Consider the following 12,572-nt stretch of genomic DNA (forward strand, 5'->3'; position numbering starts at 1 on the left):
CGCCCTCTCCGCCAGGGATCAAGCAAACACGGGCCTCACGGCCCGTTTTTCTTTTGTGCAGCCCCTTTGTCGGCCCCTCGGCCATCAGGCTTGCACGGTACGCATGCGCTTCAGGTCGCGCCGGTACTTGCCAGCCAGGCTGCTCTTCTGCCGGTCGCTCAGGATCTTGCCCGAGAGCTGGAAGAACTTGGTCTCTTCCTCTTTGAGGTGGTGGTGCACCTCGTGTGACAGCTTTTTGGCCAGCTCGGGCCAAGCCTCCGGCTTCTTGCGGGCCTTCACCAAAGCCTCAACGCATTCGTCGATCTCATGGTGTTCGGCAAGCGCGTGCCGGGAGGGCTTGAGACCCAGATCGTCCAGCAGGATGGGAGCATACAGAAAACGCTCTTCGGCAGCAGCGTGGGCCGCGAGTTCGATGCGAAGTTCGCTGAAAATTTCCTGGGCGCGCGGATCGTCCGGTTTGGTGCGCACCAGTTGACGACACAGCGTCCGTTGCAGCTCGTGGCTCTCCCTGAGGGCTTCGTAGATGTTGTCCATGCGTGTGTCCTTGTTGGTTTCGGTGTCGTGTGAACACCTTGCCGGTAACCATAGCCCCTTTCAGCAGTCGCTGGTGTAGGACATCGCCGCAGCGGGTCTTCCGAGTACCACGCACGCAGAAAAAAGGCCACCCGGAGGTGGCCTCTTGAACAAACCAGGAAGCGCTGATCAGCGGATCACGGCCAAGGTGGTGCGAGCACCGCCCTTGTAGGTCATCAGCGTGAGGGCGCCGTTCTTGATGTCGCCCTTTTCGTCAAACGCGATGTTGCCGGTCACGCCTTTGTAGTTGGTGGCCTTGAGTGCGGGCAGGTAGACCTTGGGGTCTGCGGAGCCAGCGGTCACCATGGCGTTGGCCATGACCTTGACAGCGTCGTACACGTAAGGTGCGTACACCTGAACGTCGGCACCGAACTTGGCCTTGAAGTCGGCGCGGAACTTGTCCATGCCTTCTTTCTGCTCGCCTTCAACACCACCGGCTTCAGCGCAGTAGACCTGGTCGTCGGCCATGCCGTCAGCGGCCAGCTTGGGCAGTTCGCTGGAGCAGATGCCGTCGCCGCCCATGAACTTGGCGTTGATGCCGAGCTGCTTCATCTGCTTGAGCATCGGGCCGGCCACGGCGTCCATACCGCCGAAGAACACGACGTCGGGCTTCTTGGCCTTCAGGGTGGTCAGGATGGCATTGAAGTCGGTCGCCTTGTCGTTGGTGAACTCACGGCCCACCACGGTACCGCCAGCAGCGGCCACGCCTTTTTCGAACTCGTCAGCCACGCCCTGGCCGTAGGCCGTGCGGTCGTCGATCACGGCCACGGTCTTGGCCTGGAGCGTTTCCACGGCGTACTTGCCCAGCGTGCCACCGAGGTGCACGTCGTCAGCCACCATGCGGAACACGCCGGCGTAACCCTGGCGGGTGTACTTGGGGTTGGTGGCCGATGGGGAGATCTGCGGGATGCCGGCATCGTTGTAGATCTGCGAGGCGGGGATGGTGGTACCGGAGTTCAGGTGACCGATCACACCGGCGACCTTGGCATCCACCAGCTTGGTGGCGGCAGCGGTGCCCTGCTTGGGATCGGCCGCGTCGTCTTCAGCCAGCAGCTCGAAGGTGACGGGTGCGCCGCCGATGGTCAGGCCAGCAGCGTTGAGTTCCTCGATCGCCATCTTGGCGCCGTTTTCGTTGTCCTTGCCGAGGTGGGCGATGCCACCGCTGGTGGGGCCGACATGACCAATCTTGATGACCTGGGCTGCAGGTGCAGGAGCCGCCGCGGGTGCTGCGACCGGCGCGGCTTCTTCTTTTTTGCCGCAAGCGGCAAGAGCGACGGCCGCCGCAAGAACGGCCAGTTTCAGGTTCAGTTGCATGGTTTTCCTCAAAAAGGATTGAAAAAGTTAAGCGATGGGAACTTTTGCCATCACGCTCATAAAGATACTCTAAAAACGCCACGAATTTCACATACGTGACAAGGCGAAAGCCCAATCAAGGGTTTTCACAGAGCACATCACCACAGCAAATACCGCATTAGCGGCGGTCATGGCCCACCGCAGCGCGGATTCAATCCGAGGGCGCCAGTTGAAGGTCGTGCCGTTGCGGCTCAAGGCCCAGCGCCTTGTACTGACGCCAGCGCTCGCGCGCGGGTCCTCGGTCGGCCTCGTCCAGGGTCACCACCTCGATGACCCGCTCGAAGGCCGCTGGTTCATCGGGCATGTCGTGGCGCAGGTTCACCAGGATCAGGTGGTCGCGGACCCGAGGCAATTGATCACCGATCTCGATAGGCGAACGGGCCCTCACAAGGTCGGGGTCATCGCTGCGGCAATGGGGTACAAATTCGCCCGCGTTCATGGTCCACAACGCCGCGTCAAGCCTGACCAGATCGTCTTGTGCCACCCACACAAACAGACGCGCCTTGCGGAGGTAGGCCTTGCGCAGCAACCGGCAGGCGTAGCCCAGCCGATCGGGCGCGTTGAAATGGAAGGCGACGTCGGGCAAACCAGCCTCAGGCTTTGGCAGGACGACGAATCGACGGCTTCACCGAAGAAGCGGACTTGGCGGGCACTTCGGCCTGGTCGATCAGGTATTGCAGCAACAGCGGCACAGGCCGGCCAGTGGAGCCCTTGGCTGCCCCGCTCTTCCAGGCCGTGCCCGCAATGTCCAGGTGGGCCCAGGGCAGCTCGGTGGCGAACTTCTGCAGGAACTTGGCGGCGGTGATGGCGCCACCCGCGCGACCCGCCACGTTTCCCATGTCGGCAAAGTTCGACTTGAGGCCTTCGGCATATTCGTCGTCCAACGGCATGCGCCAGCACAGGTCGAGCGACTTCTCGCCAGCGCTGGCCAGGGCCTGCGCCAGATCGTCACGAGCCGAAAACAGGCCGGAACGCACGCCGCCGAGCGCGATCACACAGGCACCGGTGAGCGTGGCGATGTCGACCACGCTGCGTGGCTTGAATCGCGCGGCGTAGGTCAGGGCATCGCACAGGATCAAGCGGCCTTCGGCGTCGGTGTTCAGAATTTCGATGGTCTGCCCACTCATGCTGGTGACCACATCGCCGGGTTTCACGGCCTGGCCATCGGGCATGTTCTCGCAGCTGGGGATGAGGCCCACCACATTGATGGCAGGCTTGAGTTCGGCCAGCGCTGCGAAGGTGCCCAGCACGCTGGCCGCGCCGCCCATGTCGAACTTCATCTCGTCCATCTCGGCCGCGGGCTTGATGGAGATGCCCCCGGTGTCGAACGTGATGCCCTTGCCGACCAGCACCACCGGCGCGCTGCCTTTGACGCCGCCGTTGTAGTGCATGACGATGAAACGCAGCGGCTCCACCGAGCCGCGGGCCACCGCCAGGAACGAGCCCATGCCCAGGGCTTCCACTTGTTTGGGACCAAGCACGTCGGTCTTGAAACCAGGCTGGCGGCCGAGCTTGCGCGCGGCTTCTCCGAGCATGGTGGGGGTGGCGTGGTTGGCGGGGCGGTTGGCCCATTCCTTGGCGAACTCCACACCCGCCACCTGGGCCTTGCCGACGTTGAAGCCGCGCTGCACATCACCCGGCTTGACCACGCCCACCACCACCTGCTTGACCGAGCGCGCCTTGGCGCTGGGTTTGGTGGTGGTGTAGCAGTAAGTGGCATCGGCGCAGGCCTGCATGGCGGCGCGCACGGCGTCGTCGGTGGCATCGATCAGGCTGAACACCACGCCGAGCTTTTGAATGCCGGGTTGTTTGAGCGAACCCATGCCAGCGGCAACGGCCTTGCGCACCGAGGCGGCCGAACCATCACCGACGCGCACCAGCGTCACGCGTGAGGCCTTGAAGCCCTCGGGCCGGTAGCAAGCCAGCAGCTTGGCCACGCCACTTTCCAGGTCTTTGTGCTCCACCGCCTGGGCCACCAGGCGGGTGAGCGCCTGGTCGGCGGACTTCATCGTCGGGGTCGTGTCGGGCACCAGCACCAGCATCGCGTCCACAGGCAGTTGGGCCGCTTGTGCAGCGCTGAGGGATTTGAGTTCGAAGTCCATAATCGTGTTTTCCTTGTAGCAATCGATGTTATTTCATTCTTCCATCCGCAGAGAGCTGGCGCGCAGCTTCGGAGCCACCCTGGTGGTGCTGTTCACCATCGTGCTGACGATGCTGTTGATACGCACGCTCGGCCTGGCATCGCGTGGCAGCGTGAACCCGCAAGAGATCGCGCTGGTGCTGGGCTACACCGTCATCGGTCGCATGCCCACCATCCTGACGCTGGCCTTGTTTGTGTCCATCGTCTTCACGCTCTCGCGCATGTACCGTGACAGCGAAATGATCGTCTGGTTCTCCAGCGGCCGCTCGCTCGGGGGCTTTCTCGGGCCGGTGCTGCGCTTCTCGTGGCCGATCCTGATGGTCATCACCCTCATGGTGTTTTTTGTGTGGCCCTGGGCCAACCAGCAGACCGACAACCTGCGCAGCCGCTTCGAGCGCCGGGGCGATCTGGAGCGCGTGGCGCCCGGGCAATTTCAGGAATCGTCCAGTGGCCGGCGCGTCTTCTTCATCGACAAGGACACCGCGGGTGGCACCGAGGGCCGCAACATCTTCATCTCCAGCACCGAGGACGACGGGCGCGAGACCGTCACGTCTGCCCGATCGGGGCGCATCGAATGGGTGAAAGACCAGCAGTTCCTGATGCTCAACAACGGCCAGCGGCTGGAAACAGCCGCCGACGGCAGCGGCCTGAAGGTCAGCGAATTCGAGAGCTATGGCACCCAGATCGGGTCAAGCGCGATGAGTGAGCGGGGCGCACAACAACTCAAGTCGCGCAGCACGCTGCTGCTGATCACCGAACCCGACCGGGCCAACCTGGGCGAACTGGGCTGGCGCATCGGCATGGCGCTCACCGCGCTCAACTTCGTGCTGATCGCCCTGGCCACCACCGCGGGCAACCCGCGCGCTGGCCGCGGCGGCAACCTCTTCTTCACCCTCTTTTCGTTCGTGTTTTATTACAACCTGCTCAACCTGGGCCAGAGCTGGGTGGCCGGGGGGCTGGTGAGCCTGGGTGGTTTCATGCTGATGCTGCACGGTGGCGTGTTTGTGCTGACCGTGTTGTGGTTGACCAAGCGGCACTACAACGTGAGCCTGCGCAGCTGGCTCAACAGCCGCCGCAACGCAGCCGCTCAAGGAGCTGCCGCATGAAGACGATCCGGCGCCTGATCTACGGCGAGATCTTTCTGGCGGTGGGCTTCGTGCTGCTGGCCTTTCTGTCGCTGTTTTTCTTCTTCGACTTTGTGGACGAGCTGCCCGCGCTGGGCAAGCCGTCGGCGCTGGACGACAAGCTGGTGTACGAGGTGCCACACGCCCTGTTGTACGTGGGCCTGCTCATGCCCAGCCGCATATACGAACTGCTGCCGATCTCGGTGCTGATCGGGGCGGTGTTTGTGCTGGCGCGGCTGGCACAAGGGTCTGAGTACACCATCCTGCGCACCAGCGGACTGGGGCCCTGGCGGGCGCTGCGCACCTTGCTCGGTCTGGGCGCGGTGTTTGTGGCGCTCACATTTGCCATGGGCGACTATCTGGCCCCGCTCGCCGACCGCACCGCGCAGCTGCTCAAGGCGCGTTATCAGGGCAACATCAGCATCGGCCAGACGGGGGCCTGGCTCAAGGAGCGCCAGCCCTACAGCAACTTCTCGGTCAACGTGGGGTCGATGTCCTCACAGGGCGAACTGGGCAATGTGCGCATCTTCGAGTTCAACAACCAGGGTTCGCTGGTGTCCACGCTCACCGCGGCGTCCGGCCAGATCGAGGTGGATGACTCGTGGACCCTGCGTCAGGTACAGCGTCGCGAGTTCGACATTGCCGGCCAGGCGTCGGCCCGCATTGTGCGCAGCACGCTTGAGACCTTCCGCTGGCCCAGCGGCATCAACAGCGAGATGGTGTCGGTGGCTCTGCTCAAGCCCGAGACCATGCGCACGGCCGATCTGTTTGGGTACATCCGCCACCTGCAAGCCAATGGGCAGACCGCCCAGCGCTACGAGATCGAGTTCTGGCGCAAGGTGTTCTACCCGCTGAGTTGCCTGGTGATGGTGGTGCTCGCCCTGCCCTTTGCCTACCTGCACTTCCGCTCGGGCAGCATCACCGCCTATGTGTTCGGCGGCGTGATGATCGGCATCAGCTTCTTCCTGCTCAACAACGTGTTCGGCTACATCGGCAACCTCAATGCCTGGCAGCCGTGGCTGGCGGCGGCCTCACCCGCGTTGATTTATTCGGTGTTTTCGCTGGCCGCGTTCGGCTGGCTCGTCTTGCGAAGGTAGCGTGTCCATGCTCGGAGTGATCGTGTTTGCCCATGGGTCGCGCGACCCGTTGTGGCGCCTGCCGGTGGAATCGGTGGCGCAGCAGATTGCGCGCAGCGACCCCGCCGCCGCCGTGTCGTGCGCCTACCTGGAACTGTGTGAGCCCGACATGGCCACAGCCGTGCGCCAGATGGTCGAGGGCGGCGCCACGCGTGTGCGGGTGCTTCCCTTGTTCTTCGGCATGGGCAAACATGCTCGCGAAGACCTGCCGGTGCTCATGAAGGACCTGGCCGAGAGCCACCCGCAAGTGCGTTTCGAGCAACTGCGGGCCGCAGGTGAAGACCCCCGCCTGACCGCGTTGCTGGCGAAGATCGCGCTGGAAGCCACGCCATGAACCTGCACCAGTTCCGCTTCGTGCAGGAGGCCGTGCGCCGCAACCTGAACCTGACCGAAGCCGCCAAAGCCCTGCACACCTCGCAGCCCGGGGTGTCCAAGGCCATCATCGAACTGGAAGACGAACTCGGTATCGAGATCTTTGCCCGCCACGGCAAGCGCATCAAACGCGTGACCGAGCCCGGCCTGCAGGTGCTCAAGAGCATCGAAATCATCCTGCGCGAGGTCAACAACCTCAAGCGCATCGGCGAGCAGTACTCGGCGCAGGACAGCGGCACGCTGTCCATCGCCACCACCCACACCCAGGCGCGGTATGTGCTGCCCGGGCCGGTGGCCGCGCTGCGTCAGGCCTACCCCAAGGTCGCCATCAGCCTGCACCAGGGCTCGCCCGACCAGGTGGCCAAGATGCTGATGGAAGAGGTGGCCGAGATCGGCATGGCCACCGAATCGCTGGTGAACTACCCCGAGCTCGTCACCCTGCCCTGCTACGAATGGCAGCACGTGCTGGTGTTCCCGTTCGACCACCCGCTGCTCGAGCGCGAGCGCATCACACACGAAGACCTGGCCCAGGTGCCACTGATCACCTACCACCCCAGCTACACCGGCCGCACCCGCATCGACCAGGCGTTTGCACTGCGCCACCTGCAGCCCAACATCGTGCTGGAAGCGATCGATTCCGACGTGATCAAGACCTATGTGAAGCTGGGCATGGGCGTGGGCATCGTGGCCGAAATGGCCATGGCTGGCGACAACCAGACACCCGACCTGGTGTCGCGCCCCGCCGCTGATTTGTTTGGCCACAACCTCGCGCGCGTGGCCTTCAAGCGCGGCACTTACCTGCGCCACTTCGTGTTGCGCTTCGCCGAGCTGTTGAGCGAACGCCTCACGCGCGACCAGGTGATGCGCGCCATGAGCGGCACCCCCGATGACTATGAACTTTGAGCCCATGAGCCCGAATCCACCCCGGACACCCGCCCTCACCTCCCGCCTGCCCAACGTGGGCACCACCATCTTCACCGTCATGTCGGCTTTGGCCACCGAGCACAAGGCGGTCAACCTGGGCCAGGGGTTTCCGGATTTTGATTGCGATCCGGCTCTGGTCAACGCCGTCACGCAGGCCATGCAGGCCAGTCACAACCAGTACCCGCCCATGCCGGGTGTGCCCGCGCTGCGTCAGGCCATGGCCAACAAGATGCTGGCGCTCTACGGCCTGCGCTGCGACCCGGCCACCGAGATCACCGTGACCGCGGGCGCCACCCAGGCCATCTTCACGGCCCTGCTCGCCGTGGTGCACCCCGGCGACGAAGTGATCGTGCTCGAGCCTTGCTACGACAGCTACGTGCCCAACATCGAGCTGGCCGGTGGCGTGCCGGTGCGCGTGCCGCTCACGCCGGGCAGTTTCCGCCCCGACTTCGACCGCATCGCCGCCGCGATGACGTCGCGCACACGCGCCATCGTCATCAACAGCCCGCACAACCCCAGTGGCACGGTGTGGAGTGCGGCCGACATGCAGCGCCTGCAAGACCTGCTGGCACCCACCGACGTGCTGCTGATCAGCGACGAGGTGTACGAACACATGGTGTTCGACGGGCAGGTGCACCAGAGCGCCGCGCGTTTTCCGGGCCTGGCAGCACGCGCCTTCATCGTGAGCAGCTTCGGCAAGACCTACCACGTGACCGGCTGGAAAGTGGGCACCGTCGTGGCGCCGGCCGCGCTCACGGCGGAGTTCCGCAAGGTGCACCAGTTCAACGTGTTCACGGTGAACACGCCGGTGCAGCACGCCCTGGCCAGCTACATGGCCAACCCCGCGCCCTACCTCGAACTCAGCGCGTTTTACCAGCGCAAGCGCGACCTGTTCCGCGAAGGCCTCTCAAACACCCGCTTTCGCATGCTCGCGGGCGAAGGCACGTACTTCCAGTGCGTGGACATTTCCAGCCTGGCCGTGCCCGAGCGCGACCTGCCCGAAGGCGACTTCTGCCAGTGGCTCACCAAAGAGATCGGCGTGGCCGCCATCCCGCTCTCGGCCTTCTACGGCAACGGCTTCGACCAACGCGTGGTGCGTTTCTGCTTCGCCAAGAAAGACGACACCCTGCAAGAAGCGTTGAAGCGCCTGTCACGCCTTTAATTCAAACGCCACATCGGCTTGCGAGCGCATGGCGCTCTGCGCAGCGAAATAAAGGAGGAGGGGCCAAAGGCCCCGGGGGACATTCGCGGAGCAGAGCGCCATGCGCTCGCGAGCCCGCCAACCCCTAGGCGCGCAAGGCCTCCGACGACGACGAGGCTGACTCAGCCACCGGTGGCTTGCGCCCGAACAGCGATCCGAACCAGATCGACACATCGTCCACCAGCGTGAACACCGCCGGGATCACCAGCAGGCTCAGGAAGGTCGACGTGATCAAACCGCCGATGACAGCCACCGCCATCGGTGAGCGGAAACTGCTGTCGGCCGCGCCCCAGCCCACCGCAATCGGCAACATGCCCGCCCCCATGGCAATGGTCGTCATCACGATCGGGCGCGCACGCTTGTGGCAGGCGTCCAGGATCGCATCCAGCCGGTTCATGCCGTGCTCGCGCCGCGCCTCGATCGCGTACTCCACCAGCAGGATCGAGTTCTTCGTCGCCACCCCCATCAGCATGATCAGGCCGATCAACGACGGCATGGAAAAGCTCTTGTCCGCCAGCAGCAGCGCCACGAACGCGCCGCCCAGCGACAAGGGCAACGCAGCGAGGATGGTGATGGGGTGCAGAAAGGCCTTGAACAGCAACACCAGCACGATGTAGATGCACAGCACACCGGTCAACATCGCCAGGCCGAAACTCGCGAACAGCTCGCCCTGCACCTCGGCGTCACCAATCTCCAGCACCGACACGCCCGGCGGCAGGTTGCGCAGGCTCGGCAGCTTCTCCACCGCGTTCTTCATGTCGCCCAGCGCAATGCCGGCCAGCTCTACCTCGAAGTTGATGTTGCGCGCGCGGTCGTAGCGGTCAATCACGGCCGGGCCGCCACCAAAACTCAACGTGGCCACCTGTCCCAGCATCACCGGGCCCTTGCTGCCCGGCACGGCCAGCCGGGCCAGCAGGTCCAGGTCACCGCGCGCCGCGGCATCGAGCTTCACCACGATGGGAATCTGCCGCTGTGGCAGGTTCATCTTGGGCAAGGCCGTGTCGTAGTCGCCCACCGTGGCAATGCGCAAAGTTTCGGCGATGGCGCTGCTGGTCACACCCATCTCGGCCGCGCGGGCCAGGTCGGGCGTGACGCTGATCTCGGTGCGCACCAGCGAGGCGGTGGACTGCACGCTGCCCACGCCGGGAATGGTGCGCAGGTCGCGCTCGATGCCGGTGGCCGCCGTGGCGAGCGCGGCGGCGTCGTTGCCGGTCAGCGTCAGGATGTACTTTTCACCCGAACCGCCCAGGCCCACCTTGCTGCGCACGCCCGGCAGGTTGGACATGGCGGCACGCATCTGGTTTTCAATGATCTGCTTGCGCGGCCGCGTGCCACGCGCATCGAGCTGGATGGTGAGTGCGGCCTTGCGCGACTCGGCCGTGCCCTGTGGAGCAAACGGGTCGGAGCCGGCCGAACCCGAGCCGATGGTGGTGTAGACCGACTTCACATGCGGCACGTCCATCACCAGCAGGCGCGCGCGCTCGGCGCTGGCCACGGTTTGCTGCAGCGTGGAGCCCGGTGGCAGTTCGATGTAGACCTGCGTCTGCGAGTTGTCGTCGGGCGGAATGAAGCCTTGCGGCAGCAGCGGGATCAGCATGAGTGAGCCGACAAAGAACACGCCCGCGCCGATCATGGTGATCCAGCGGTGGCGAATGCACCACGCCGCCCAGCCCTGGTAGATGTTGAGCCATGCAGGTTCGTCCTGGTTCGTCATCCAGCGCCAGAAGGCGCCGGTCACGCGGTTGCTGCGCGCCCAGCGCGGCATGTCCTTGGCCATCACCACCGGCTTGAGCAGGTAGGCCGCCATCATGGGCGTGAGCGCGCGCGCCACCACCAGCGAGGCGAACACCGCGAACGATGCGGTCCAGCCGAACTGCTTGAAGAACTTGCCCGGGATGCCCGACATGAAAGCCGTGGGCAGGAACACCGCGATCAGCGCAAAGGTGGTGGCAATCACCGCCAGCCCGATCTCATCGGCCGCTTCCATGGACGCCTGGTATGGCGTCTTGCCCATGCGCATGTGGCGCACGATGTTCTCCACCTCCACGATCGCATCGTCCACCAGGATGCCGATCACCAGCGACATGGCCAGCAGCGTCACCACGTTGATGGTGAAGCCCATGTAATGCATGCCGATGAAGGCCGGAATGGCCGAGAGTGGCAGCGCCACCGCCGACACCACCGTGGCGCGGAAGTCGCGCAGAAAGAGCCACACCACCAGCACGGCCAGAATCGCGCCTTCGTAGAGCAGGATCATCGAGCCGTCGAACTCTTCCTGCACCGGCGTGACGAAGTCGAACGACTCGGTGATGCTCAAGTCCGGCCGCGCCACCTGCAGCTCCTTGAGCTTCTCGCGCACGCCGCTGCCCACCTCGATCTCGCTCGCACCCCGGCTGCGCGCCACCTCAAAGCCCACCACCGGCTGACCATTCAGGAACGCCGCAGCCGTGGGTTCGGCCACGGTGTCCTTGATGGTGGCGATCTGGTCCAGGCGGACACGCCGACCATCGGAGAGCGACAGTTCCAGCCGCGCAAGCTCCTCAGCTGATTGCAGCGACGACAGCGTGCGCAATGGCTGCTGGCTGCCGCCCAGGTCCACCCGGCCACCGGCGCTTTCAATCTGCACCTTGGCCAGTTGGCGCGACACATCGGCTGCGCTGGCTCCCAGCGCCTGCAGCTTCAGCGGGTCCAGCAGCACCTGCACCTCGCGGTCCACGCCGCCCACGCGGTTGATCGCACCCACGCCGCGCACCGAGAGCAGCAGCTTGGAAATGTCGTTCTCGACAAACCACGAAATGGCTTCCGCGTCCATCTTGTCGGACGACACGGTGTAGGCCAGCACCGCACCCCCGGCGAGTTCGACCTTGTTGATGATGGGTTCGCGCAGATCGGCCGGCAGGTCGCCACGCACCTTGGCCACGGCCGAGCGCACATCGTCCAGCGCTTCCTGCGTGTTCTTCTCGATGCGGAACTCGGTCGTGATGGTGACCGCGCCGTCCTGCACCTTGGTGGTGATGTGCTTGATGCCTTGCAGCGAGGCCAAGCTGTTTTCGATGACGCGCGCGACGTCGTTTTCGAGCTGGTTGGGTGCGGCGCCCGGCAGGCTGGCGCTCACCGTGATGTTGGGCACATCCAGGTCGGGGAAGTTCTGCACCTTCATCTGGCTGAACGAGAACAGGCCCGCCAGCGTCAGCATGAAGAACAGCATCGACGCCGGGATCGGATTCCTGATGGACCAGGCTGAGACGTTCATGACCCGGTCCTCACTTCACGACCTTGACGAGATCGGCTTCGTTCAGGAAACCTGCGCCTTGCACTGCCACCGGCTCGTCGGCTTTGACGCCTTCGAGCACCTCGACCCGTTCGCCCACGCGCCGCCCGGTCTGCACCTTGCGCTGGCTGGCCTTGTTTTGCGGGTCGATCACGAACACGTAGTTGCTGCCGTCGCGCACGACGATGGATTCGCTGGGCACCGTGAGCGCATCGCTCTGCCCCAGCTCGAAGAAGCCTTTGGCAAAAGTGCCCGCCTTCAGCTCGTCGTTGCGCGGCAGGTCCACAAACACCAGGATGTTGCGCGTCTGCGGATCGGCGCTCGGTGCAATCGCACGCACCCGGCCGGTGATCTCCAGCCCGCTGGCCGCCGTGACCTTCACCTCCTGGCCCTTGCTCACACGGCCCACCTCGCTGGGTGTGACTTCGCCGCGCCATTCCATGCGGCTCTGGCGCACCAGGCGGAACAGCTCCTGCCC

General features: G+C 64.6%; 11 protein-coding genes. 5 read left to right on the plus strand and 6 right to left on the minus strand.

Annotated elements, in window-relative coordinates:
- Positions 1-84 precede the first annotated feature (84 nt).
- From Q0C59_RS13365 to Q0C59_RS13380, 4 genes are all read right to left on the minus strand, one after another.
- Positions 85-534 (minus strand): hemerythrin domain-containing protein, encoded by a 450-nt coding sequence (locus tag Q0C59_RS13365; protein ID WP_291216307.1) that lies wholly within the window; start codon positions 532-534, stop codon positions 85-87.
- 168 nt (positions 535-702) lie between these two features.
- Positions 703-1,887, minus strand: a complete 1,185-nt coding sequence (locus Q0C59_RS13370; protein ID WP_291216308.1) for a branched-chain amino acid ABC transporter substrate-binding protein — start codon at positions 1,885-1,887, stop codon at positions 703-705.
- 190 nt (positions 1,888-2,077) lie between these two features.
- Complete coding sequence (locus tag Q0C59_RS13375) at positions 2,078-2,512, minus strand: DNA polymerase III subunit chi (RefSeq protein ID WP_291216310.1); 435 nt, start codon at positions 2,510-2,512, stop codon at positions 2,078-2,080.
- Between the two features lie 7 nt (positions 2,513-2,519).
- Positions 2,520-4,028 carry a leucyl aminopeptidase gene (locus tag Q0C59_RS13380; RefSeq protein WP_291216311.1) on the minus strand — a complete coding sequence of 503 codons (1,509 nt, stop codon included), beginning with the start codon at positions 4,026-4,028 and terminating at the stop codon, positions 2,520-2,522.
- Positions 4,029-4,053: 25 nt separating this feature from the next.
- Between Q0C59_RS13380 and lptF the strand changes: the two genes are divergently transcribed.
- The 5 genes from lptF to Q0C59_RS13405 are packed head-to-tail and all read left to right on the plus strand — an operon-like array spanning position 4,054 to position 8,784.
- Positions 4,054-5,172 (plus strand): LPS export ABC transporter permease LptF, encoded by a 1,119-nt coding sequence (lptF, locus tag Q0C59_RS13385; RefSeq protein WP_291216312.1) that lies wholly within the window; start codon positions 4,054-4,056, stop codon positions 5,170-5,172.
- Complete coding sequence (lptG, locus tag Q0C59_RS13390; protein WP_291216313.1) at positions 5,169-6,287, plus strand: LPS export ABC transporter permease LptG; 1,119 nt, start codon at positions 5,169-5,171, stop codon at positions 6,285-6,287. Before lptF ends, lptG begins: the two co-directional genes overlap by 4 nt.
- A gap of 7 nt (positions 6,288-6,294) precedes the next feature.
- Positions 6,295-6,660, plus strand: coding sequence for a sirohydrochlorin chelatase (locus tag Q0C59_RS13395; protein ID WP_291216326.1), 366 nt, complete (start codon positions 6,295-6,297; stop codon positions 6,658-6,660).
- The gene (locus Q0C59_RS13400; protein ID WP_291216315.1) at positions 6,657-7,601 is read left to right on the plus strand and encodes a CysB family HTH-type transcriptional regulator; all 945 of its coding nucleotides are present in this window, start codon (positions 6,657-6,659) and stop codon (positions 7,599-7,601) included. The genes Q0C59_RS13395 and Q0C59_RS13400 overlap by 4 nt, the downstream gene beginning before the upstream one ends.
- Before the next feature lie 4 nt (positions 7,602-7,605).
- A complete protein-coding gene (locus Q0C59_RS13405) occupies positions 7,606-8,784 on the plus strand; it encodes a pyridoxal phosphate-dependent aminotransferase (RefSeq protein WP_291216317.1) in 1,179 nt (392 codons plus the stop codon).
- 124 nt (positions 8,785-8,908) lie between these two features.
- On the opposite strand, the gene Q0C59_RS13410 is transcribed toward Q0C59_RS13405, so the two are convergent.
- Complete coding sequence (locus tag Q0C59_RS13410) at positions 8,909-12,076, minus strand: efflux RND transporter permease subunit (protein ID WP_291216318.1); 3,168 nt, start codon at positions 12,074-12,076, stop codon at positions 8,909-8,911.
- A gap of 10 nt (positions 12,077-12,086) precedes the next feature.
- A partial coding sequence (locus tag Q0C59_RS13415) for an efflux RND transporter periplasmic adaptor subunit (RefSeq protein WP_291216320.1) occupies positions 12,087-12,572 on the minus strand: 486 nt, incomplete at its 5' end.

It is taken from the genome of Hydrogenophaga sp. (assembly GCF_022844385.1).
Taxonomy (GTDB): Bacteria; Pseudomonadota; Gammaproteobacteria; order Burkholderiales; family Burkholderiaceae_C; genus Hydrogenophaga.